24 protein-coding genes are annotated in these 21,778 nt (G+C 57.6%); 13 read left to right on the top strand and 11 right to left on the bottom strand.

The features are described 5' to 3' along the window. Nucleotides 1-56 precede the first annotated feature (56 nt). The 3 genes from AC2TEL_RS02350 (at nt 57) to AC2TEL_RS02340 (ending at nt 1,683) form a co-directional block, all read left to right on the top strand. The gene (locus tag AC2TEL_RS02350) at nt 57-947 is read left to right on the top strand and encodes an SPFH domain-containing protein (protein WP_480839475.1); all 891 of its coding nucleotides are present in this window, start codon (nt 57-59) and stop codon (nt 945-947) included. Continuing rightward, the gene (locus AC2TEL_RS02345) at nt 947-1,225 is read left to right on the top strand and encodes an NfeD family protein (RefSeq protein WP_480839473.1); all 279 of its coding nucleotides are present in this window, start codon (nt 947-949) and stop codon (nt 1,223-1,225) included. Before AC2TEL_RS02350 ends, AC2TEL_RS02345 begins: the two co-directional genes overlap by 1 nt. A gap of 95 nt (nt 1,226-1,320) precedes the next feature. Then, nucleotides 1,321-1,683 carry an SUF system Fe-S cluster assembly protein gene (locus AC2TEL_RS02340; protein ID WP_480839470.1) on the top strand — a complete coding sequence of 121 codons (363 nt, stop codon included), beginning with the start codon at nt 1,321-1,323 and terminating at the stop codon, nt 1,681-1,683. A gap of 236 nt (nt 1,684-1,919) precedes the next feature. Here AC2TEL_RS02340 and AC2TEL_RS02335 read toward each other — a convergent pair whose 3' ends face one another. Continuing rightward, the gene (locus AC2TEL_RS02335) at nt 1,920-2,255 is read right to left on the bottom strand and encodes a hypothetical protein (RefSeq protein WP_480861853.1); all 336 of its coding nucleotides are present in this window, start codon (nt 2,253-2,255) and stop codon (nt 1,920-1,922) included. A 205-nt stretch (nt 2,256-2,460) separates the two neighbouring features. On the opposite strand from AC2TEL_RS02335, the gene AC2TEL_RS02330 reads away from it, so the two are divergent. Continuing rightward, on the top strand, nt 2,461-2,826 hold the full coding sequence (locus AC2TEL_RS02330) for a HesB/IscA family protein (RefSeq protein ID WP_480839466.1): 366 nt from the start codon (nt 2,461-2,463) through the stop codon (nt 2,824-2,826). A 127-nt stretch (nt 2,827-2,953) separates the two neighbouring features. Continuing rightward, the gene (tpiA, locus tag AC2TEL_RS02325) at nt 2,954-3,703 is read left to right on the top strand and encodes a triose-phosphate isomerase (protein ID WP_480901632.1); all 750 of its coding nucleotides are present in this window, start codon (nt 2,954-2,956) and stop codon (nt 3,701-3,703) included. 9 nt (nt 3,704-3,712) lie between these two features. Here the strand turns inward: tpiA and AC2TEL_RS02320 are convergent, their stop codons facing one another. From AC2TEL_RS02320 to AC2TEL_RS02290, 7 genes are all read right to left on the bottom strand, one after another. Further along, entirely contained in the window at nt 3,713-4,159 is a 447-nt protein-coding gene (locus AC2TEL_RS02320; RefSeq protein WP_480901631.1) for a nucleoside deaminase, read from the bottom strand. Nucleotides 4,160-4,251: 92 nt separating this feature from the next. Further along, complete coding sequence (locus AC2TEL_RS02315; RefSeq protein ID WP_480839460.1) at nt 4,252-4,563, bottom strand: DMT family transporter; 312 nt, start codon at nt 4,561-4,563, stop codon at nt 4,252-4,254. Nucleotides 4,564-4,723: 160 nt separating this feature from the next. Continuing rightward, nucleotides 4,724-6,100, bottom strand: a complete 1,377-nt coding sequence (locus AC2TEL_RS02310; RefSeq protein WP_480839458.1) for a TRAP transporter large permease — start codon at nt 6,098-6,100, stop codon at nt 4,724-4,726. Then, nucleotides 6,100-6,777, bottom strand: a complete 678-nt coding sequence (locus tag AC2TEL_RS02305) for a TRAP transporter small permease (RefSeq protein ID WP_480901630.1) — start codon at nt 6,775-6,777, stop codon at nt 6,100-6,102. The genes AC2TEL_RS02310 and AC2TEL_RS02305 overlap by 1 nt, the downstream gene beginning before the upstream one ends. Before the next feature lie 116 nt (nt 6,778-6,893). Next, nucleotides 6,894-7,895: a DctP family TRAP transporter solute-binding subunit gene (locus AC2TEL_RS02300; protein ID WP_480839454.1), complete on the bottom strand. Its 1,002-nt coding sequence runs from the start codon at nt 7,893-7,895 to the stop codon at nt 6,894-6,896. Between the two features lie 365 nt (nt 7,896-8,260). Further along, nucleotides 8,261-9,490, bottom strand: coding sequence for a sigma-54-dependent transcriptional regulator (locus AC2TEL_RS02295; RefSeq protein WP_480839452.1), 1,230 nt, complete (start codon nt 9,488-9,490; stop codon nt 8,261-8,263). Beyond that, the gene (locus tag AC2TEL_RS02290) at nt 9,487-11,253 is read right to left on the bottom strand and encodes a sensor histidine kinase (RefSeq protein WP_480901628.1); all 1,767 of its coding nucleotides are present in this window, start codon (nt 11,251-11,253) and stop codon (nt 9,487-9,489) included. The genes AC2TEL_RS02295 and AC2TEL_RS02290 overlap by 4 nt, the downstream gene beginning before the upstream one ends. 46 nt (nt 11,254-11,299) lie before the next feature. Between AC2TEL_RS02290 and AC2TEL_RS02285 the strand changes: the two genes are divergently transcribed. Further along, nucleotides 11,300-12,481 carry a cytochrome P450 gene (locus AC2TEL_RS02285; protein ID WP_480839448.1) on the top strand — a complete coding sequence of 394 codons (1,182 nt, stop codon included), beginning with the start codon at nt 11,300-11,302 and terminating at the stop codon, nt 12,479-12,481. Nucleotides 12,482-12,636: 155 nt separating this feature from the next. Here AC2TEL_RS02285 and AC2TEL_RS02280 read toward each other — a convergent pair whose 3' ends face one another. Next, entirely contained in the window at nt 12,637-13,116 is a 480-nt protein-coding gene (locus AC2TEL_RS02280; RefSeq protein ID WP_480901627.1) for an Lrp/AsnC family transcriptional regulator, read from the bottom strand. Between the two features lie 274 nt (nt 13,117-13,390). On the opposite strand from AC2TEL_RS02280, the gene AC2TEL_RS02275 reads away from it, so the two are divergent. From AC2TEL_RS02275 to AC2TEL_RS02245, 7 genes are all read left to right on the top strand, one after another. Then, nucleotides 13,391-13,705, top strand: coding sequence for a DUF2849 domain-containing protein (locus tag AC2TEL_RS02275; protein ID WP_480839444.1), 315 nt, complete (start codon nt 13,391-13,393; stop codon nt 13,703-13,705). Nucleotides 13,706-13,770: 65 nt separating this feature from the next. Next, nucleotides 13,771-15,435, top strand: a complete 1,665-nt coding sequence (locus tag AC2TEL_RS02270; protein WP_480901626.1) for a nitrite/sulfite reductase — start codon at nt 13,771-13,773, stop codon at nt 15,433-15,435. Then, nucleotides 15,425-16,186 carry a phosphoadenylyl-sulfate reductase gene (locus AC2TEL_RS02265; protein WP_480901625.1) on the top strand — a complete coding sequence of 254 codons (762 nt, stop codon included), beginning with the start codon at nt 15,425-15,427 and terminating at the stop codon, nt 16,184-16,186. Before AC2TEL_RS02270 ends, AC2TEL_RS02265 begins: the two co-directional genes overlap by 11 nt. Further along, entirely contained in the window at nt 16,183-16,590 is a 408-nt protein-coding gene (locus AC2TEL_RS02260; protein ID WP_480901624.1) for a DUF934 domain-containing protein, read from the top strand. Before AC2TEL_RS02265 ends, AC2TEL_RS02260 begins: the two co-directional genes overlap by 4 nt. Nucleotides 16,591-16,698: 108 nt before the next feature. Further along, complete coding sequence (locus AC2TEL_RS02255; protein ID WP_480901623.1) at nt 16,699-17,532, top strand: ferredoxin--NADP reductase; 834 nt, start codon at nt 16,699-16,701, stop codon at nt 17,530-17,532. A 115-nt stretch (nt 17,533-17,647) separates the two neighbouring features. Further along, the gene (gene infC, locus AC2TEL_RS02250; RefSeq protein ID WP_480840218.1) at nt 17,648-18,238 is read left to right on the top strand and encodes a translation initiation factor IF-3; all 591 of its coding nucleotides are present in this window, start codon (nt 17,648-17,650) and stop codon (nt 18,236-18,238) included. 240 nt (nt 18,239-18,478) lie between these two features. Beyond that, nucleotides 18,479-19,588, top strand: a complete 1,110-nt coding sequence (locus AC2TEL_RS02245; protein WP_480901622.1) for an aromatic ring-hydroxylating oxygenase subunit alpha — start codon at nt 18,479-18,481, stop codon at nt 19,586-19,588. A gap of 15 nt (nt 19,589-19,603) precedes the next feature. On the opposite strand, the gene AC2TEL_RS02240 is transcribed toward AC2TEL_RS02245, so the two are convergent. Beyond that, on the bottom strand, nt 19,604-20,926 hold the full coding sequence (locus tag AC2TEL_RS02240; RefSeq protein ID WP_480901621.1) for an aspartate aminotransferase family protein: 1,323 nt from the start codon (nt 20,924-20,926) through the stop codon (nt 19,604-19,606). After that, nucleotides 20,923-21,720 (bottom strand): beta-keto acid cleavage family enzyme, encoded by a 798-nt coding sequence (locus tag AC2TEL_RS02235; RefSeq protein ID WP_480901620.1) that lies wholly within the window; start codon nt 21,718-21,720, stop codon nt 20,923-20,925. Before AC2TEL_RS02235 ends, AC2TEL_RS02240 begins: the two co-directional genes overlap by 4 nt. Nucleotides 21,721-21,778 lie beyond the last annotated feature (58 nt).

The following is a 21,778-nucleotide window of genomic DNA, read 5'->3' as shown; positions in this document are numbered from 1 at the left end:
AACGGGCGACTCAATCCCCAAATGTATACCAATGTACACAATAAATGAGGACAGACATGACCGAAGACCAGATTATCGGACTGCTCACGTCGAACATTATTTACCTGTTGGCTGCGGCCTTTATCGTGCTCGTCATCCTGAAGGGCATCAAGATTGTTCCACAGTCCGAAAAATACGTGGTCGAGCGGTTCGGGCGCCTGCACTCGGTGCTTGGTCCGGGAATCAACTTTATCGTTCCATTTCTGGATGTTGCGCGCCACAAGATATCCATACTTGAACGCCAATTGCCGAATGCAACGCAGGACGCGATCACCAAGGACAACGTGCTGGTACAGATCGACACCTCGGTGTTTTACCGTATTCTGGAACCGGAAAAGACGGTGTATCGTATCCGTGACGTCGACGGTGCGATCGCTACAACGGTAGCTGGTATCGTGCGGGCAGAGATCGGCAAGATGGACCTGGATGAGGTTCAGTCCAACCGCGCCCAGCTGATCACGCGCATTCAGGAAAGCGTCGAAACCGCTGTGGACGATTGGGGGATCGAAGTGACCCGTGCCGAGATTCTTGACGTGAACCTGGACCAGGCCACCCGCGACGCCATGCTGCAACAGCTGAACGCAGAGCGCGCCCGCCGGGCCCAGGTCACCGAGGCCGAGGGTCAGAAACGCGCAGTCGAACTGCAGGCTGATGCCGAACTTTACGCGGCCGAGCAGACCGCGAAGGCACGCCGCATTCAGGCCGAGGCCGAAGCCTATGCTACAGGTGTCGTCGCCAAGGCCATTCAGGACAACGGTATCGAGGCGGCGCAATATCAGGTCGCGTTGAAACAGGTCGAAGCGCTGAATGCGCTTGGCAACGGGACTGGCTCGCAGACTATTGTTGTCCCCGCCAACGCGCTTGAGGCCTTTGGCAACGCCTTCAACATGCTGAAAGGAGGCAAGTGATGGCTGATCCCTTCTGGTTGACCTGGTGGATCTGGCTGGCCGGCGCTCTGGTACTTGCCATTGTCGAGGTCGCGCTGCCCGGTTTCATCTTTTTGGGCTTTGCGATTGGGGCCGCGATCACGGGGATCCTTCTTCTGATCCCTGGCCTCACGCCCAGCCTTCCGGTCCTGTTGCTGATCTTCGCGGTTCTGTCTTTGGTTGCGTGGTTGATACTGCGCCGGATGTTTGCCCTGCCCCAAGGACAAGTAAAGACCTTTAATCACGACATAAATGAGTAATCTGCGTCGGCGCCCAATACGGGCGCCACTGCACCTCTGGACGCTGCCACGTACTTTCCCTATATAATTCGTCAGGTAACAGACCCGAGGCATCAATGACCCACCCCAGCGAACAGTTTGAAGGCAGCCCGCTGATTGCGCCTTCAACCATCGAGCATCCCCTCTACGAACCCGTAGTGGAAGCCTGCAGGACGGTTTTTGACCCTGAAATCCCTGTCAATATCTATGATCTTGGCCTGATTTACACGATTGACATCAACAATGAGAACGCCGTCAAAGTCATCATGACGCTGACCGCCCCCGGTTGCCCCGTGGCCGGAGACATGCCGGGTTGGATCGTCGAAGCGATCGAACCGGTCGCAGGTGTCAAAGAAGTGGACGTCGAACTGACATGGGAGCCCCCTTGGGGCATGGAAATGATGTCGGATGAGGCCCGCTTGGAACTCGGCTTCATGTAATCTGGGTTTATCCACAGAAAACAAGCTTTTGTCATGAAACGGTAATTTGCCTGTTACCGTTTCGTTGGGCAATCGTCACAAAGATGCGGGAAACATTCGGCGCGTAGACGCCAAGCACATTTCGCACCACAGCTTATGCGTCGGGCAACTGGGCCGAATTCCTGTTTCCCGTCCCCAAACTCTGGCCCAAATCTTGGACCGCTCTTGCCCGAGAGCGGTCCTTTTCCTTTCAACGGTTATTTCACACCGCAGGTTGACTTGATCTCGGCCGCTCGGTCATCCAGCTGCTTGATGTAATCCCCTGACAGCATCTCAAGGCGCTTGTTTTCCGTCCCCGTCACAAGGCCCAGCAGCGCTCCGGCGGGCGTAACGGCAAATACACTTTCTGCCTGCTGCGTCTGGGCATGTTTCTTTTCGGCAGCAATTGCGCGAAGATCGCCTTCGGCGGTGGAACAATTGACCGGATGCCGCTCGGTTTCGGCCAATGCGGTATGTGCGAACGCGCCCAGAAAAATGCAGGTCAGACCTGACACCATGCGCCGCGAGGGCTTTCTGAGTGATTGGATAGCCATGTAATACCGCCTTTCTTGAAATACATTACCTTGGCTGACTGCCATGCCTGACACGCTAAGGGCACCAATGGTCTTGTGGCAACCCGGAACCCGCCGCCCAAATAAGCGAGGCTTGGAGCCAATCGAAAAAGCAATACCCGCAATCCCTTGAGCCTGACGCCTCTCGGGCTTAAATTAGAGGCAAGACGCGAGAACGGAGCACACCATGTTTGGTATCCCCGGCAAACAAGCCGTAACCATGACGCCCAAGGCTGCAGAGCAGATTGTGCGCCTGATGACTTCGGGCGGCCATGCCGGCCTGCGCATCGGCGTCAAGAAAGGCGGTTGCGCCGGTATGGAATACACCATGGACTATGTCGACGAGGCTGATCCCAACGACGAGGTCGTTGAACAGGATGGCGCGCGCGTAATGATCGCACCCATGGCGCAGATGTTTCTGTTCGGCACCGAAATCGACTACGAAGTGTCCCTGCTTGAGTCAGGCTTTAAATTCCGCAACCCCAACGTGGTCGACGCCTGCGGATGCGGTGAGTCCATCAAGTTTGACGAGACGCTGTCGGTGCAGCGATAACCCCCATTTCCGATCCTTTATCTGCCTTCTGAAACCGGTGAGGCATTGCGCCCGGGCAACCGGAATTGTCAGGCGTGACTGACGATGGTATCGGGTTGAAAACACTTCAGGCAGAGAGGGATACCAGATGCGGCGCAAAATGGCGGCTGGAAACTGGAAAATGAACGGAACCGGGGCCTCACTAACGGAAATCACGGCCCTTGCCGACATGTATCCCGATCCATCAATCGACGTATTGATTTGCCCACCGGCAACACTGTTGCATCGCGCGGCTCAGGCGGCAAACGGTTCAGGCGTCACAGTAGGTGGGCAGAACTGCCATTCGGCGGTGTCGGGGGCCCATACCGGTGATCTGAGCGCCGAAATGCTGATGGATGCGGGCGCGACTGCGGTTGTTCTCGGCCACTCGGAACGGCGCGAAGATCACGCCGAAACGAACGAGGACGTTCGTGCCAAGGCCCGTGCAGCGATGGACGCTGGTCTTACAGCCATTATCTGCGTTGGCGAAAGTCTGGAACAACGCGAAGCGGCAAATACGCTCGATATCATCGGTGGGCAGTTGTCAGGTTCGATCCCGGATCAATCGACAGGAGAAAACCTTGTCGTTGCCTACGAGCCGATCTGGGCCATCGGAACCGGTAAGGTTCCGACACTGGAACAAATCGGCGAGGTTCACGACTTCATCCGCACGCGCCTGGAACGCCGCTTTGGTGAAGGCGTGGGCCGTTCGGTTCGCCTTCTGTATGGCGGCTCGGTCAAGCCGGATAATGCAGCCGAAATCTTTGGCGTTTCGAATGTGGATGGCGCGCTGGTAGGTGGGGCAAGTCTGAAGGCGAAGGACTTCTCGGGCATCGTCAACGCGCTGGAAGGCGCATGACAGTCGCCTTCATTCCGCGATATCTTCGGCCCACAATTCGGGCTTTTCCGCAATGAACCGCTGCATCAGCGCAATGCAGTCGGGGTCTTCCGCCAGTATGACCTCAACCCCGCGCTGGCGCAGAAACTCTTCGTTACCGCCAAAATTCCGAGTGTCGCCGATGACAACGCGTGGGATGCCGAACTGAACGATCGTTCCCGCGCACATCATGCAGGGTGACAGAGAAGTATAAAGCACCGTATCCCGATATGTCTTTTGCCGCCCTGCCCTGCGCAATGCATCCATTTCACCATGCGCAATCGGATCGCCTTGCTGCACGCGTTGATTTCGGCCTTGCGCAACCACTTCGCCATTCCGGGCCAACACCGATCCGATAGGGCAACCACCCTCGTCAAAGCCTGCCTTGGCCTCATCATAGGCAATGCGCAACAGGCGCGCGTCTGTGTCACTCAACATTTCGGGATGCCCTTTGTTGGATAGTTTTCTGCCGCCAGCCTGACGATTGCCCGATAAGGCGTCAACGTCAGGCTGGCGTGCGGCGCGGCGCTTTAGGCCAATTTCATGGTGACGATCCCGGCCGTTATCAGAAGCGCCGCCAATATGCGGGTGGCAGTCAGTGCCTCGCCCATCATCGTAACGCCGACCACGAAGGCGCCGACTGCACCGATTCCAACCCAGATTGTGTAGGCAGTGCTCAGCGGCAGATCCTTCATCGCCAAGGCAAGCAATCCGAACGAGCCGATCATCGATATTCCCATGATCGCAGTGGGCCAAAAACGCGTGAAGCCGACGGATTGCTTCATCGCACCCGCCCAGACAACTTCAAGTATTCCGGCAACAAGTAGCATGATCCATGCCATGAGGTGACCTCGTATCCTGTTCGGGTCGTCCCGAATGATGATCCAGTACGGAGAGGTCGTCCTCACACCTCATCTGGGAACTCGGCATCCCGTTTCAAGAGGGGTAGGCAGAAAAAACCGGGCGGACAACACCGCCCGGCTTTCGACACTTTGACAATGCCTAGTTGGTCACGATCTCCGGCCCCATGAAAGTATTGGGCAGGAAGGTCGAAATCCATGGGATGTAAGTTACCATGATCAGGAAGACAAACAGGACTGCAAGAAACGGCAATGCCGCCTTCACCACGCTCATCATCGGCATCCCGGCTACACCTGAGGTCACGAACAGGTTCAGCCCGACCGGCGGCGTGATCATACCGATCTCCATGTTCACCACCATGATGATCCCCAAATGGATCGGGTCGATACCCAGTTCGATCGCAATCGGGAACACCAGCGGTGCAACAATGACCAGCAAGCCCGAGGGCTCCATGAACTGTCCACCGATCAGAAGGATCACGTTGACCACGATCAGGAAGGTCACCGGACCAAGACCTGCGGACAGCATGGCGCTGGCGATGTGTTGAGGCACCTGCTCGTCCGTCAGCACGTGTTTCAGGATCAGCGCGTTGGCGATGACGAACAACAATGTCACTGTCAGCTTGCCGGCCTCGAACAGCGTATGCTTGGTATCCGGGTGGAAGAACGCCGTCACCAGCGCGTATGGCTTTTTCAGCAGGGGCAGGTTCGGCGTGCCTTCTTCGGTGCTGAGAGGCCCCATGTCCTTGTAGACAAAGCTGGCAATGAGGAACGCGTAGACAGCGGCCACAGCGGCGGCTTCGGTTGGTGTAAAGATACCGCCATAAATGCCACCCAGAATGATCACGATCAGGAAAAGGCCCCAGCCGGCCTCGCGCGCCGATGTGAATATTTCGGCCCAGCCCTTCCAGTCGCCTTTGGGCAGGTCCTTGACCTTGGCCATCACATAGATCGTGACCATCAGCATCAGACCGGCCAACAGGCCCGGAATGACGCCTGCCAGGAACATGCGCCCGACGGATACCTCGACAGCCGCCGCGTAGACCACCATCACGATCGACGGCGGGATCAGGATGCCGAGCGTACCGGCGTTACAGATCACACCGGCGGCGAATTCCTTGGAATACCCGACTTGACGCATCCCGGCGATGACGATGGAACCGATGGCAACCACGGTGGCCGGGGACGATCCGGACAGAGCTGCAAACAGCATACAGGCAAACACGCCCGCAATTGCCAGACCGCCGGGCAAATGCCCAACGCAAGCAATCGAGAACCGGATGATCCGCCGTGCGACACCGCCCGTTGTCATGAAGGACGACGCCAGAATGAAAAACGGGATCGCCAACAGAGTAAAATGCCCCTCGAACGCCTCGAACAATGTGCCCGCGACCGAGGCCAGCGAACTGTCGGAATAGATCAGCAGGAACAAGGTCGAACTTAGGCCCAGCGAAACCGCAATCGGAACTCCGATCAGAAGCAGGCCGATGACCATCGAGAAAAGAAGTACTACGTCCATCAGTCATGCTCTCCTTGCTGAGCCCGGACCTCTTCGATCTCGTCCTCGACTTCGTGGCTGGCGACAAGCCGGTCGGTTTCACCGCGCCAGATCTGCACCCCGACCTGAGCAAAACGGATCACCAGCAGCAGCATCGACACCGGCAGAACCAGATAGGGCACCACTTTGGGCAATTTCTCGTAGCCCTCGCCGTAGTTGATCAGGTTTTCCAGAAAGCGCAGCGGTGCGACCATTGGGATATCGTCGACCTCATAGAAACTTTGGCTGCGTGCACCGGCATCGAACCCGGTCGGGAACCAACGGCCCGACGTCGGCGGCAAGTCGGCGAAGACAGCCCAATAGTCGTAGGACCCTTTCAGCAACAGCAGCGAAAACACCAGACAACAGGCTACCGAGATCAGCGCCAATATCCGGCGCGGTGCCGGGGCCAGCATGTTCAGGATCGCGTCGACCCCCAGATGAGCATGTTTTTTGACCGCATAGGATGCCCCCAACAGAACCAACCAGCCAAACGTGAATACCGTCAGTTCAAGTGCCCACAGGATGTTGGAATTAAACACAAACCGCGCGATCACGTTGGCGAAGGTGACAACCGTCATCAACCCCAACAGAAGCGCGATCATCGTCTCTTCGATATGGTCGACCAGCCCGCCCTGGCCGGATTTCGCACCAGACATCTCTCTGTCCCCGCATTGTTATTTGATGAGAGTAAAACCGGCGGGCCAAATCGTGGCCCGCCCTGGCCTGCGCGTCCCAAACTCCCCAGTCCCCGGACGCGCGGCCTGTGCCCGGATCAGAATCCGGCGTTAATGGCCTGTGCGGCGTCGATCTTGTCCTGCCCCACATCACCGGCGAACTTGTCCCAGACCGGTTTCATGGCATCGACCCAAGCCTGACGCTGCTCGGGGTTCAACTCGCGGATGATGCCACCGGCATCGGTGATCGAGGCTTTGGCCGCTTCGTTCACGGCAAAGGCTTCCTTGTTACGCGTCTCGGTGACTTCGGCGAGAATCGTCAAGAATTGATCGCGCACTTCCGGATCCAGGCTGTCCAGCCAATCAACCGAGGTCACAACCAGATAGTCGATGATACCGTGGTTGGTCTCGGTGATGCCGTCCTGCACCTCAAAGAACTTCTTGCCGTAGATGTTCGACCAGGTGTTTTCCTGTCCGTCCACAACGCCTTGTTGCAGCGCGCCGTAAACTTCCGAAAAGGCCATCTTCTGCGGGCTGCCGCCAATGGCTTCCATCTGCGCGACCAGCACGTCCGAGGACTGCACGCGGAATTTCAGACCATCGGCATCCGACGGATCAACCAGCGGCTTGTTCGCCGACATCTGCTTCATACCGTTGTGCCAGAAGGCCAGCCCCTGCAGGCCACGGCGCTGCATGCTGTCCTTCATCGCCTGACCTTCGGCCGAGGCCTGGAAGGCGTCGACTGCGTCGATGTTCTTGAACATGAACGGCAGGTCGAACAGGCGGAACTGCTTGGTGAATTTCTCGAATTTGGAAAGCGAAGGTGCGGCCAGCTGCACGTCACCCTGCAGCATCGCTTCGAGCACCTTGTCGTCGTTATAAAGCGTGGAGTTCGGATAGACCTCCATGCACATCACGCCCTGCATCTCGTCATTGACGCGCTGTTCAAGCAATGATGCAGCAATGCCCTTGGGATGTTTATCGGTGTTGGTCACATGTGCGAACTTCACCACAATCTCACCTTCTTCGCAGGCGGCGAACCCAGCGGTGGCGGTGACAGACAGGGCAAGCGCAGTGGCGGCTGTTGTCAGGAATTTCATATGTCTTTTCCTCCCAGACTTCTGTGAAATCTCTGCTGAACGCCTCGTCAGCGATCATTGTGCAAAGTGAAGCGAATCAGGGATTGGCTCTCAACGATTTGTTTAAGTATTGCATCGCCAGTTTTTTACAGATTGTTATCAATACCTTACAGGTTTAGACTGTGAACCGACCGCGAATCCGATCCTAGCGCGTGCGAAAATCCGCACACCACTTTCGTCAGTTGTGCGGAAAACCGCACAGTCATGATTCGCTTAATCGAATCACACCTGCCTCGCATCCGGCACCGACCGCAGCCCGCGTTCGCGGGCTGCCCGGCCCAACGGCACGAGCTGCATGCAATGCAGTCAATGCCGGCGGGAGCGCGCTATCTGCGATAGTCCTCCGGACGTATCTGATAGCGCGAAAGTTTGTCATAGAATGTTTTGCGCGGCAATTTCAGGGCCTTGGCCGCATCAGAGGCCTTGCCATTGTGCCGTCCCAAGGCAGCGATCAACAGTGACCGCTCCACGCGTGCCATCTGTTCGTTCAGCCCCAGATCGGCCGCCTTCGCCACCTCTTCGGGCATCCCCAAAACAAATCGCATGGCCGCGGACATCAATGACCGCGCATTCCCCGGCCAGTCCTGCGCCATGAGCGAGGCCAAATGGTCTGATGTGATTTCCGGCTCGACGATTCCTGCCTGCTCTGCCGCCTGCGCAACATAGTGACGGAAGATCACGGGAATATCCTCAGGCCGCTCGGACAGAGCCGGTATCCGCACACGCATGACATCCAGCCGGTAAAACAGATCGGCATTGAATTTTCCGCCAGCGGAAAGATCTGAAAGATCGGCTGTCGTGCCAGCAATAATACGCGCACCGCTTCCCTTCTCGATCACTTCCAATGCAGCGTACTGGGTGGCATCGGACAATGCCGATACCTCATCGAGGAACAGGGACCCACCCGTTGCATCCTCGCACCCCTGTATCAGATCGTCAGGTGTCAGCCCGGACGCGGTACGTTTGACAAACGGACCCTGCCCGCCAGGCGACATCAGATGCACCACCTCGGCAACTTTCGAAATGCCGCTGCCGGCAGGTCCCGTGACCAGGACTTCGGCCCGCGTCGGAGCCACCGCCCGAACCCGTTCCCGTAGCGCTTCGGCCTGTTGCGAACGACCAAAAAGCATGCGCGCTGCCGGATCTCCTCTCTCCATTTCATGCTTCAGAGCACGGTGCTCCAGCACTTGCGAACGTGCTTCAAAGGCACGTTCGAGCACCGCCAGCAGATCGCCAGCCGCGCAGGGTTTTTCCAGAAAGTCGAATGCGCCCTGCCCCATGGCCTGAACCGCCATCGGGATGTCGCCCTCACCGGTCAATAGGACAACCGGCAGTTCGGGATCGGTGTCGCGGGCATAGGACAAAAGATGAAATCCATCGCGCCCCGGCATTCGGATATCCGAAACGACAACACCGGCAAAGTCCTTGCGGATATGGTCCTTGGCCGCGACAAAAGACCCTGCCGTCACCGGTTCGTAATCGGCCAGTTCCAAAGTCTGGGCCAGCGCCTCTCGCACGGCGGCATCGTCATCGACCAATAAAACCTTACGGATCATGCGGCCTTGCCCTCTTTGAAATACTCAAGTTCGACCGTGAAGATCGCACCTTTGTCTGCGTTGACGCCACGGATATTGCCACCAAAACTTTGCACAAGACCGTAAGAAATCGACAAGCCCAGGCCCATCCCCTCGGATGAACCCACGGCCTTTGTCGAATAGAAGGGTTCAAACAGTTTCTCGGGATCTTCGATACCCGGTCCGATGTCCCGCACAGTAACTGCCAACCGTTCGGCGGTCTCGATCACGATTTGAATATGACGTTCATCCTGATTGCTCATTGCATCAGCGGCGTTGTTGATCAGGTTGACGAAAACCTGCACCAGACGCACCTCGCCGCCCCAGGCGAAAACCGGTTCACCGGACGGCCTCCAATCCAAGGAAACGCCATCGGCCCGCAGGCGCGCCTCGGTCAGTTCGACAGCCGTATTGATGACCTGCACCAGATCGACCTTGCCCATGGGTTCGCTTTCATTGCGTGCAAATGCCCGCAGGTTTTTGATGATCCGCGCCATGCGCGCCGCCATGTCCGAAATTCGCCCAAGGTTCTCACCGGCTTTGTCGTCCTTTCCCCTTTCCAGAAACGCTGCACCGTTTTCGGCAAATTGCTGAATCGCCATGAGCGGCTGATTCAACTCGTGACTGATCCCTGCCGACATCTGGCCCAGGGCGCTCAGCTTGCCAGCCTGAACTAGATCGGCCTGAGCCTGTTTCAGCGCCGCTTCCGCCTCTTCCCGTTCGGCCACTTCGCGCCGCAAAGCAGTGTTGGCAGCGGTCAGGGCCCGCGTGCGTTGTTGTACTCGGCTTTCTAGCACGGCATTGGCCTCCGCCAACGTCCTCCGGCGCTCGGTTGCCAGAAACAGAAATGCCCCGAACGCCAAACAGATCGCAGCGACTGCGGCAGCTTGCAAAGCAGCCAGGCGGCGCGCCGGGGCAACATCCATCAGAACTTCCCCGGTCATGCCGATGACTGGCAACTCGCGTGCCAGATGCAAAGCAGTGCGTGGCAGGTATGGGCCCCATCCCAAACGCCACAACTCGTGCGTGCCGACACGCACGGATGAGAAAACCAGATCCACCCCCGGCGGCGACACACCGATCTGCCCCGGCTCTCGTTGCCAGAACAAAAGATCCGACCGGTTGGAAATGAATACAAGGCCTGAATGATCCACAAAGAAAACCGCCTCGGTACTGCCGCGCCAAGTTCTTTCGACGTCTTCGACATCGGCGATTACCATGAGGGCACCGATAACCTGCCCATCCGGACCAAAGGCCGGCGCGGCGTATGAATAAATCCGGTTTGCCGTCCCCGGTGGAACCCAAGTGTAGTTCTGGTCTGTGGCCGTAGGTAAAACTCCGTGGGAACTGCCCAAAGACCCCTGCAAAGCCCGCTTGAAGGCGGGGTGATCCGAGACATTGCCATTCAAGACACCCTGAGCCGCAGCAAGGACACGACCATCCCGGTCGGCAAACAGAACATCAACCGCGGCGGTCTTGTCAGCAACCTCCAACAGCAGGGCTTGTGCGCGAGATATGTTGGTCCGATCACCCAGACCCGCCAGATCAGGATGCTCGGCCATCAACACGGCCAGCTCCTGATAAACCTGCAATTGCGAGCTAAGCCGGTCCGAAGCAAGCTCCAGATCCGCCTCAGCCTTTTCGCTCAGCTGCGACAACGCTTGCCGATACCCATAGGTCCAGACTGCAGCCGACAGCAGACCGACCGCGAACAGAAAACCGACAATGACCCAAATTCTTTGCATACCTAGGGTCTTGCATTCAGCGCGCCTCATGGCAAGTCTGCCGCCTATGAAGACGTTATTCCAATCCCCCACCGAACCTGATTTCGTGCAAAACCCCTACCCGTTTTATGACACCGCTCGTAAGGCCGGGGATCTCGTGTTCTGGGAGGATTACGGCATGCCCGCCGCCGTATCCCACAAGGCGGTTCAGGACATTTTTCGGGATCGTCGATTTGGAACCGAGCGCCCAGTTGAAATGGGTTCCGACGAACCGAAGCACCTTGCGCCCTGGCTCGCCATCGAAGCGCATTCACTGCTCGAAGCCGAACCGCCCCGGCACACCCGCTTGCGCGCATTGGTGCTACGCGCGTTCACATCACGCGCAATCTCGGCACTTGCTCCCACGATCGAAAGCCTGTGCCACGCCTTGATAGACGATTTCCCCGACGAACCCTTCGACCTGCTGGAAACGTATTGCACGCCGATCCCGGTCGTCACCATCTGCCGCTTGCTGGGTGTTCCAGAGGAAAAAGCGCCTGATTTGTTACGGTGGTCCCACGCCATGGTGGCAATGTATCAGGCTGGCCGAAACCGCCAGATCGAAGATGAGGCCGCACAAGCCTCCCAGGCGTTTACCGTGTTCCTGACAGAATACATCCGGCAGCGCCGATCTGACCCACGCGACGACCTGATTACGCGATTGATCGCGGCAGAGGAAGACGGAGAAAAACTTTCTAAAGAAGAGCTGATCTCAACCTGCGTATTGCTGCTGAATGCCGGTCACGAAGCGACTGTCCATTCCTTGGGCAATGGCGTGAAAACCCTGCTGGAGACCCACTCTTCACGTGATGTTCTGAAGCCGGATGCCATCGACAGTACAATCGAAGAAATACTGCGCTACGACCCGCCTCTGCATTTGTTCCAACGTTTCGCCTACGAAGATATGACCCTGTTCGGTCATCATTTTGCCCGAGGCGACAAGATCGCGCTGCTGCTTGGCGCCGCGAACCGTGATCCCGCGGTCTGGGACAACCCAAACGCGTTCGATCCGGGGCGGGACATCGTGACAAACTCAAGCTTTGGCGGAGGTGTACATTTCTGCGTCGGCGCCCCCCTCGCCCGCCTGGAAATGCGAATTGGGCTATCGATCCTTTTTGAACGATGCCCGAACCTGCGGCTGGCGGGCGACCCGGTCTACGCAGACAGCTACCACTTTCACGGCTTAACGAAACTAATGGTCAAAACCTGACACCTGCCCAAAAAATCTTGCGAATGATCGCCAAAAGCTTCGGAGCTCATGCGCTGTCGCCGCAATAATTCCGGATCCCACGTTCATCTGGCCAAAAATATCCTGGGGGAGCCGCCCGTCACGGGCGGCGGGGGCAAAGCCCCCATCAACCGCGCTCACCCTTCCTTCAGCGCGTTCAGCGGCAACATCGTTGTCGATTTGATCTCCTCCATCGACAACAAGGCGGTCACGTTGTGTACGCGTACTTCCGAGATCAGCGTCTGATAGAAGGAATCGTAGGCGCGCGCGTTCTTCACACGAACTTTCAGGATATAGTCGATATCCCCTGCTAACCTATGCGCTTCCTGCACTTCCGGTTGGTCACGCAACGCTTTGAGAAACTTTCGCTGCCACTCCGCTTCGTGTTCCGAAGTTCGGATCAGTACAAAGAATGTCGCCTCGAATCCCAGCGCTTCGGCATCCAGTAGAACAGTCTGCTGTCCTATGACTCCGGCACCCTTGAGCTTGCGGATGCGATTCCAGACCGGTGTCTTGGAACTCCCAACCCTCGCCGCTATTTCGTCCAGGGATTGACTGGCGTCGCGTTGCAGCTCGGCCAGAATTTTCCGATCTGTTTCGTCTATTCGCACTGTCATCCCAATATTTCCCTCAATTTGGAACTGATGTTCCCGAATTACCGCCAATCAGAACATGCGTTCTTATTTGCTTCGCAATATAGCGCTGAACCGGGAATATTTCCTATATTGCCGGTTAAGTCAAACAACCCCGGTGCAAACAGATGCCGCCCATTCTGAAACGTTCGCGAAACTGCCTCGCCTATTTCGGCTCTACCGGTCTGTTTTGCGATGCCGCGAACAGAAAGCCCACGCCGGGGTCGGTTGTCATTGAGTTGAAGAAGGAGCACGCCTGATGGCCCGCGCATTTACGCCCAAAGTGGTTACAGCCAACGACCTGTTGGAAGGCGACGTTATCTACCTGACCGAAGACGATCGCTGGTCGCGCGAGCTGTCCGAGGCCGAGCTGATCACCGACGAAGCCCACGCACAGGTTCGCTTGCTGGATGCCGAGCGTCAGGCGAACAAGATCGTCGGTGCCTATCTGGCCGACGCTGTCGCCGGCGACAATGGCCCCGAGCCCACGCATTTCCGGGAAGACTTCCGCCGGACTGGTCCGTCCAACTATGCCCACGGCAAACAGGAAACTTCCCCGCAGCCCCGGGCCTGACCTCTGGCCCTCTTTCTCCCCTTCAAGGCCCCTAGGTTCGGGGCTGCAACTAAGGACAGCTAATCATGTATCGCTACTCCGAGTTCGACACAGCATTTTTGGCAGAACGTAACGCGCAGTTCCGCGCGCAGGTCGAGCGCCGTATTGACGGCTCGCTGACCGAGGATGAATTCAAACCCCTGCGCCTGATGAATGGTCTATACCTGCAGTTGCACGCCTACATGTTGCGGGTCGCCATCCCCTATGGCACGCTGTCCAGCGCGCAGATGCGCCAACTGGCCTTGTTGGCCGAGAAGTGGGACAAGGGCTATGGCCACTTCACCACGCGCCAGAACATCCAGTACAACTGGCCGAAATTGAACGACGTGCCAGACATGCTGGACGCGCTGGCTGAGGTTGGCATGCACGCCATCCAGACCTCGGGCAACACCATCCGAAACGTGACAGCCGACCATTTCGCCGGTGCTGCCGCGGATGAGGTCGCCGACCCGCGCCCCTATGCCGAACTGCTGCGCCAGTGGTCGACCGACCATCCCGAATTCCAGTTCATGCCGCGCAAGTTCAAGATCGCCATCACCGGCTCGGAAAATGACCGCGCCGTGATCAAGGCGCATGACATCGGCCTGCAACTGGTCGAGCGTGACGGCGTTCTGGGCGCCCGCGTTATTGTGGGTGGCGGCCTGGGCCGTACACCGATGATCGGCAAGGAACTGTCCGAATTCGTCGCCTTTGACGACCTGCTGGCGTATCTGGAAGCCACTGTGTCCGTGTGGAACCAGATCGGCCGCCGCGACAACAAGTACAAAGCGCGCATCAAGATCACCGTGCACGAGAATGGTATCGACACCATCCGTGCCAAGGTGAACGAGCGCTTCCTGCAGGTTCGCCCGCAGTTCAAAGGTGCCGACATGAACCTGCTGGAAGAGATCAAGGGCCACTTTGCGCCTCCGTCCTTCCGTGAGGGTTCGGTTGCATCATTCGAAAGCGCCTACACCAACGATCCGGTCTTCCGCTCGTGGGTCGATACCAACATCGCACCGCACAAGAACGCGGACCACGCAATCGTCACGATCTCGATCAAGAAACACGGCCAGACACCGGGTGATGCGACTGCGGAACAGATGCGCGTGATGGCCGATCTGGCTGAAAAGTTCGCCTATGACGAGCTGCGTATCAGCCATGAGCAGAACGTGATCCTGCCGCATGTCCACAAGTCGGACCTGCCCGCGATCCATGCGAAGCTGAAGGAACATGAATTGGCGACCGCCAATATCGGCCTGATCAGCGACATCATCGCTTGCCCCGGCATGGATTACTGCGCGCTGGCCACGGCTCGTTCGATCCCGGTTGCCCAGCAGATCGCGACCCGTTTTGACGAGCTGAAGCTGGAGCACGATATCGGTCACCTGAAGATCAAGATCTCGGGCTGCATCAACGCATGTGGTCACCACCATGTTGGTCATATCGGCATCCTGGGCCTGGATCGCGCGGGCGTCGAAAACTACCAGATCACTCTGGGTGGCGACGGCACCGAAACGGCCGCCATCGGTGACCGCACCGGTCCGGGCTTTGCCTATGACGAGATCGTGCCAGCGGTCGAGCGCATCGTGGAAACGTATTTGGAACAAAGGGAAAGCGCCGAGGAGACCTTCCTCGATACATACCGCCGGGTTGGCATGGCGCCGTTCAAGGCTGCTCTCTACCCCGAGGCGCGTGCCAATGCCGCTTGACCTGATCCAGACGGAACTGGGCCGGGAAAGACGCGAACTGACCGAACGGGTTCAGGAGCTGAACGCCCGGTTCCGGCATCACAGCGCGCATGACGTGATGCATGGCGCCATCGAGGAGATCGACGAGCTTGCCTTGGTCTCCAGCTTTGGCGCGGAATCCGTCGTGCTGCTGCATATGGCTGCGGTTGTGAACAAGGCGACGCCGGTGCTGTTTGTTGACACTCAGATGCTGTTCACCGAAACGCTTGAGTACCAGCAGGAGGTCAGCGAGCGTTTGGGCCTGATCAATGTTCGCATCATTCGGGCCGAGGATGAGGACATTCAACGCGAGGATCCATATGGCGCGTTGCGCCTGCGTGATGCGGATGCGTGCTGCAACCTGCGCAAGACCTTCCCGCTGCAAAAAGCGTTGATGGGCTTCGATGGCTGGATTACCGGACGCAAACGGTTCCAGTCCGGTACGCGCGCAGCGCTCGATTTCTTCGAGGTCGAGGATGGCACCGGCAGAATCAAGGTCAACCCGCTGGCCCATTGGGCGCCCGAGGACGTGCGCGCCTATATGGACGAAAACAACCTGCCCCGGCATCCGCTGGTGGCTAAAGGATACCCCTCGATCGGTTGTGCGCCCTGCACATCACCGGTCAAAGAGGGCGAAGACCCACGCGCCGGGCGCTGGCGTGACCAGAACAAGGAAGAATGCGGTATTCATTTTGTCGACGGCAAGATGGTGCGCGCCGGAGAGAGAACATGAACGTAATCGTAACGGATGAAGGCTTCGCCCCCGATGACTGGACCGATGGTTTTGTCACCTTGGAAGACGCGGCGAATGACGTGGTTGCATTGGACGTAACCTCGGACACGGACCCGGACGAACTGTTTGACCGTTTAGGCGGTGCAAGAATGGTCAGGGTCGATTTTCCATCTTTCGCAGATGGGCGCGGCTTTACAATCGCGCGCACGCTGCGCCTGAAAGGCTATTCCGGCCGTCTGCGTGCCAAGGGCCATGTTCTGGCCGACCAATATGCCATGGCGCGCCGCAGCGGATTTGACGAGGTCGAAATCGACCACAGCCTGGCCGACCGTCAGCCCGAGGATCAGTGGCTGGCCCGTGCCAATTGGCAGGATAACAACTATCAGGCCCGCCTGCGCGGTTAGGACCGCGCAAAGCCTGTTTGCAACACCAAGGGGGCAATCTGTCCCCTTTTCCTGACTTGGATCAAAGATTAAACGGAGATGTCGGTTAAGCAGACCGATAGTGAAACGATGACAGAGATGAAATCCGTGACCGAAGCCACCGCCGTGAAGGCCCCCGTTCTGCCCGACGCCCAGACTGTGACCGAGGTCAAGCACTGGACCAACCGCCTGTTCTCGTTCAAGGTGTCGCGCCCGGCGTCGCTGCGGTTCCGTTCGGGCGAGTTCGTGATGATCGGCCTGCTGGGTGACAACGGCAAGCCGCTGCTGCGTGCCTATTCCATCGCCTCGCCGTCCTGGGATGAAGAGCTGGAGTTTTATTCGATCAAGGTGCAGGACGGTCCACTGACCTCGAAACTGCAGCATATCCAGCCCGGTGATCAGATCATCCTGCGCCCCAAACCCGTCGGTACGCTGGTCCATGACGCGCTGCTGCCCGGAAAGCGCATCTGGTTCTTTGCCACCGGCACCGGATTTGCCCCCTTCGCCTCGCTGTTGCGTGAACCGCAGACCTATGAGGATTATGACGAGGTCATAATCACGCACACCTGCCGCGACGTGGCCGAGCTGGAATATGGCCGCCAGTTGATCGAAAACATCCGTCAGGACGAACTGCTGGCCGAACTGATCGGAGAAGGGTTCGCTGACAAGATCCGCTATTACCCGACCACAACCCGGGAAGAGAGCTCCAAGATGGGCCGGATCACCAATCTGCTGAAAGACGGCACCGTCTTTGCCGATCTGGGAATCGAAGGTGGCATCAAGCCGGAAACAGATCGCGCAATGGTCTGCGGCAGCCTTGCCTTCAACCACGACATCAAGGCGATCCTCGAAGAATTCGGCCTGCGCGAAGGTGCAAATTCCGAACCCAAAGAGTTCGTGATCGAAAAAGCCTTTGTCGGCTGATCCGGTTTTTGGCCGGGCCTCCGAAGGCCCGGTCGGCAAAAACTCCTGACAAAACCCAAGATTTTCGTGCAGGCTCTCGCTTATGCCGCTTGAAACGCCGTGCGTGGCGGTCTAAATTCCGGGCTCGAAATTCTTCAACCATCAAAGGAATGAACCCATAGCCCGCAGACCTCACAACGCGCCGCCTCAGAGAGATACCGGCCCGCGCGTCAATGAAAAGATCCGTGCCCCCGAAATTCGCCTGATCGGCGCCGAAGGTGAAAACGTCGGGGTGGTTCATCCTGCCAAAGCCATGCAACTTGCCGCAGATGCCGGTCTCGATCTGGTCGAGATTTCGCCGAACGCGAACCCGCCCGTCTGCAAGATCATGGACTTTGGCAAATACAAGTACGAACAACAAAAACGCGAAAGCGAAGCGCGCAAGAAACAAAAAGTCATCGAGGTGAAAGAGGTCAAGTTCCGGCCCAACACCGACACGCATGACTATGACGTCAAAATGAAGAACGTCGTCAAGTTTCTTGAAAAGGGCGACAAAGTGAAAGTCACCCTGCGGTTTCGTGGCCGCGAGATGGCCCACCAAAATCTGGGTCGTGAACTGCTGGAACGGGTGGCCGAAGACGTTCAGGAAATCGGCAAGGTCGAGAATATGCCGAAGATGGAAGGCCGCCAGATGGTCATGATGATCGGCCCGCTGCCGCAAAAGTAAGGCCGAACTATTCCCCAAATTCAAACCCTGTCAGAGATGCTCTGGCAGGGTTTTTTTGTTCACCAAGATTTCAATACCCGCGATTTGCATCCCCTTGGTTCAGTCACCAGATGCAGGATGCCTGAAAGCGACGGCATGTCGAATTCAGACGCTCTGATTTCGACGACGCGCTGGCGCAAAGCGGAAAGACGCTGATCTGCTTTTGCTTCAAACTCGTGCAACCTGAAACAGGAGACCGCAATGGGTGAGATGTCATTTTCTGGCGGCGTGTATCAATCGCTTCCGGCGCGGGCCTATTGTGATGAGGCCAATTTCGCACAAGAACACGAGCTGATCTTCCGTCTTTCGTGGCAGCTGGTCGGCCATGTAACCGATCTTCCGAATACCGGCGATTATGTAGTCGAAGATATCAGCGGCATCTCGGTCATCGTGATCCGCGGGCAGGACGACGTCATACGCGCCTTCTACAATGTCTGCGTTCATCGCGGCCACGAGTTGTTGACCGGCAAAGGCTGTGCCAAGAAAATGACCTGCCCCTACCATGCCTGGACCTATGATACGACCGGCCAACTGCGCGCGGCTCCGAACGCATCGGCGTTTCCGGGGTTCGACAAGAACCAATACAAACTCCGCACCGTCCGGGTCGAGGTGTTCTTCGGGTTGGTTCTGGTAAACCTCGATCCAAACGCGCGCGCGCTGGCCGATCTGGCCAAATGTGCGTTGAATGAAATTTCCGAATACGCGCCCAATCTGCCCAGATACAAGCGGGCAGACCGTACCGAACGCCTGGCGCGTGCGAACTGGAAGGTCGTCGCCGAAAATTTCAACGAATGCTACCACTGTGCCGTAGTCCATAAGACTTTGACGACCGGCGTCGTCGACCCCGATCAATACCAAACGCGCGGCTTTGACTATGGTATCCGCCATGCCAGCCCTGCCCGACCGGACTCTCAGAAGTCATACAGCTATGTTGCTGATCCCGAGGCGCGTACAGACAAATTTCTGACCTGGTGGTTTTTTCCTTTGTTCGCGTTGCAGGTCTATCCCGGCGGTATCGTGAACACCTATCGCTGGAAGCCGCTCAGCGTGAACAAAACCAAGATCGAGGTCGACTGGTGGCTGCCCGAGGCCGAACCAAATGCGGTGGAACACGAAATTATTCTACAGCACCGCACTACGACCTTCGCCGAAGACGGCCCGATCGTGGACTCGGTCCAACGCGGGTTGGAAAGCGGTGCGTTGGGGTATGGCGCCCTGGTGGTTGACGACGCCTGTTCGTCTCAGTCGGAACACCCGATCATGGCATTCAATGCGCTGTACCAGAGGGCGATGGAGATAACCGCCCCCTGATCGTTATCCCCAGGATCACTCCGGCAGTGACACCTCGATTGCCTTGGTCAGTTTTGAGACCAGCTCTTCGATCTGCGCTTCTTCAATGATGAATGGAGGGGCAAGCAGGATGTGATCCCCGTACCTGCCATCCCGTGTCCCGGACATCGGATAACAGATCAGACCTTCGGCAACAGCGGCTTTCTTTATCTTCCCTGCAATACCCAAGGCGGGGTCAAACGGGGTACGGGTTTCGCGGTCAGCGACCAATTCCAGCCCTCGGAACAAACCCCGGCCCCGAATGTCACCGATATTCGGGTGTTGGCCAAAAGCGCTTTCCAGAGCGGACTGCAATTTTTCACCCATAGTAGCGGCGCGCGCAGGCAAGCCACGCGTTGTCAGCTCCTGCACAACAGCGAGTGCGGCAGCCGTCGCCACCGGGTGCCCGATATAGGTATGGCCGTGCTGAAAAAAGCCGGAACCATCCCGGATCGCATCGTAAATCTGCCTGGTGCACAACATCGCGCCAATCGGTTGATAACCGGCACCCAGCCCTTTGGCGATGCACAGAATATCTGGCGCTATACCGTCGTAGTCGCAGGCAAACAAATGCCCTGTCCGACCCATTCCGCACATAACTTCGTCCAGGATCAGAAGCACCCCGTATTTGTCACAGATTTCTCGGATGCGTTTGAAATACCCTTCCATAGCCGGAACCGCACCCAGCGTGGCGCCCACCACCGGTTCGGCCATGAACGCCATAACTGAGTCGGAGCCAAGTCGAAGGATTTCGACCTCCAACTCGTTGGCGACACGCTGACCATAGTCATAGCTGCTCTCGCCCGCAGGCTTTTCCGCATATTCGTAGCAGGGCGCAATGTGGGTCATCTCGATCAGCATCGGAGCAAACTGCGCCCGCCGCCATGCGTTGCCACCAGCCGATAGGGCACCCAAAGTATTGCCGTGATAACTCTGTCGGCGGGCAATTACATGGCGCCGCTTCGGCTGACCGATCTCAAGGAAGTATTGCCGGGCCAGCTTGATCGCAGCCTCGGTTGCCTCGGACCCGCCGGAAACGAAGTAAACCCGGTCCAGGTCGCCCGGCGCGTGTTCAATCAACAGATCGGCCAGCGCCTCGGCCGGTTCCGAAGTCATGAACCCCGTATGCGCAAATGCAATTTGTCCGACCTGATCCTGAACCGCCTTGATCACTGCCGGGTTGGAATGGCCCAGGCAGGACACAGCAGCGTCGCCACAGTCCAGATATCGTTTGCCCTGAGCATCAATCAGGTAACAACCATCCCCTCCTGCCGCGACAGGCAGGACAGATTTGGTATGGCGGGGAAAGACATGACTCATTTCAACGTCCCTTTCAGCAATTCCACAAGCGCCGCAACCGAGGCGGCATTATCTGCCCACGGCGCACCATCGCGGCCAGCCAGACTGTTCTCAAAGCCAACGCGGACGTCTCCTCCGCGCAGCGCGGCTTTGGCGAGGCACGCGTGTTCCTGTGCGCCAAAAGCACAAACCATCCACGGGGATTGATAGTCGGGAAACACATCCAGATCTTCAGGTTTGGACTGTTGGCCTGTCGTGTAGCGCCCCAAAACCAGCAGCCGATCAGACTGGTCTGGGTGAACAACACCTTCAACTTGCCAGCGCGTCAACAATTCCGCGTCAGCGGCATCGTACAGAATGTGCTGCACACGTATGCCCTGATCCCTGCACACTGCATAAACCTGCGCGGACAGGTCGGGGTCACGCGCGATTTCTCGTACCGATATCGAGGCCCAGTTGGGCTGAACGCCGCAAAGGCAATCATATTGCGCCTGAACGCCGAATTGGCCCGCTGATTCTGTCGTGATCTGAACGTCCATCTGTGGCACGACCTGCTGCAATTCGGCAATCGTCTCCCGGTATTGTCCGGCGTCCAGCGTATGCTGCCCGTCCTTGTCCCGAATGTGCAAATGCACCCCGTCAGCTCCGGCGGTATGGCAAGCCTTGGCGGTTTTGACAATTTCGTCCGTTGCGACGGGAAGGGCTGCGTGATCCGCATGCCCGCGCCGCGCTCCGTTCGGCGCGACCAGTATGTAAGGAAACGCTGTTCCGGTTTTCATGTCGTCTGACCTGGCTCCACCTGTGACGTTTGACATCGACCTAACCTGCGGCTGGATGTTTTCAATTCCATTTCTTGGAAACATTTGTTTTTAT

This window comes from Ruegeria sp. HKCCD9138 (assembly GCF_057220975.1).
The sequence above is the reverse complement of the archived record's forward strand: the minus strand, read 5'-3'. Positions and strand labels throughout refer to the sequence as shown.

Coding starts and splice junctions, on each gene's coding strand:
- AC2TEL_RS02340 (WP_480839470.1), top strand. CDS start 1,321: ATGACCCACCCCAGCGAACAGTTTGAAGGCAGCCCGCTGATTGCGCCT.
- AC2TEL_RS02280 (WP_480901627.1), bottom strand. CDS start 13,116: ATGACAGTGCGAATAGACGAAACAGATCGGAAAATTCTGGCCGAGCTG.
- AC2TEL_RS02260 (WP_480901624.1), top strand. CDS start 16,183: ATGAACGTAATCGTAACGGATGAAGGCTTCGCCCCCGATGACTGGACC.
- AC2TEL_RS02310 (WP_480839458.1), bottom strand. CDS start 6,100: ATGGACGTAGTACTTCTTTTCTCGATGGTCATCGGCCTGCTTCTGATC.
- AC2TEL_RS02330 (WP_480839466.1), top strand. CDS start 2,461: ATGTTTGGTATCCCCGGCAAACAAGCCGTAACCATGACGCCCAAGGCT.
- AC2TEL_RS02265 (WP_480901625.1), top strand. CDS start 15,425: ATGCCGCTTGACCTGATCCAGACGGAACTGGGCCGGGAAAGACGCGAA.
- AC2TEL_RS02275 (WP_480839444.1), top strand. CDS start 13,391: ATGGCCCGCGCATTTACGCCCAAAGTGGTTACAGCCAACGACCTGTTG.
- AC2TEL_RS02350 (WP_480839475.1), top strand. CDS start 57: ATGACCGAAGACCAGATTATCGGACTGCTCACGTCGAACATTATTTAC.
- AC2TEL_RS02235 (WP_480901620.1), bottom strand. CDS start 21,720: ATGTCAAACGTCACAGGTGGAGCCAGGTCAGACGACATGAAAACCGGA.
- AC2TEL_RS02295 (WP_480839452.1), bottom strand. CDS start 9,490: ATGATCCGTAAGGTTTTATTGGTCGATGACGATGCCGCCGTGCGAGAG.
- AC2TEL_RS02315 (WP_480839460.1), bottom strand. CDS start 4,563: ATGGCATGGATCATGCTACTTGTTGCCGGAATACTTGAAGTTGTCTGG.
- AC2TEL_RS02335 (WP_480861853.1), bottom strand. CDS start 2,255: ATGGCTATCCAATCACTCAGAAAGCCCTCGCGGCGCATGGTGTCAGGT.
- AC2TEL_RS02245 (WP_480901622.1), top strand. CDS start 18,479: ATGGGTGAGATGTCATTTTCTGGCGGCGTGTATCAATCGCTTCCGGCG.
- AC2TEL_RS02320 (WP_480901631.1), bottom strand. CDS start 4,159: ATGTTGAGTGACACAGACGCGCGCCTGTTGCGCATTGCCTATGATGAG.
- AC2TEL_RS02290 (WP_480901628.1), bottom strand. CDS start 11,253: ATGCAAAGAATTTGGGTCATTGTCGGTTTTCTGTTCGCGGTCGGTCTG.
- AC2TEL_RS02255 (WP_480901623.1), top strand. CDS start 16,699: ATGACAGAGATGAAATCCGTGACCGAAGCCACCGCCGTGAAGGCCCCC.
- tpiA (WP_480901632.1), top strand. CDS start 2,954: ATGCGGCGCAAAATGGCGGCTGGAAACTGGAAAATGAACGGAACCGGG.
- AC2TEL_RS02345 (WP_480839473.1), top strand. CDS start 947: ATGGCTGATCCCTTCTGGTTGACCTGGTGGATCTGGCTGGCCGGCGCT.
- AC2TEL_RS02240 (WP_480901621.1), bottom strand. CDS start 20,926: ATGAGTCATGTCTTTCCCCGCCATACCAAATCTGTCCTGCCTGTCGCG.
- AC2TEL_RS02270 (WP_480901626.1), top strand. CDS start 13,771: ATGTATCGCTACTCCGAGTTCGACACAGCATTTTTGGCAGAACGTAAC.
- AC2TEL_RS02305 (WP_480901630.1), bottom strand. CDS start 6,777: ATGTCTGGTGCGAAATCCGGCCAGGGCGGGCTGGTCGACCATATCGAA.
- AC2TEL_RS02285 (WP_480839448.1), top strand. CDS start 11,300: ATGAAGACGTTATTCCAATCCCCCACCGAACCTGATTTCGTGCAAAAC.
- AC2TEL_RS02300 (WP_480839454.1), bottom strand. CDS start 7,895: ATGAAATTCCTGACAACAGCCGCCACTGCGCTTGCCCTGTCTGTCACC.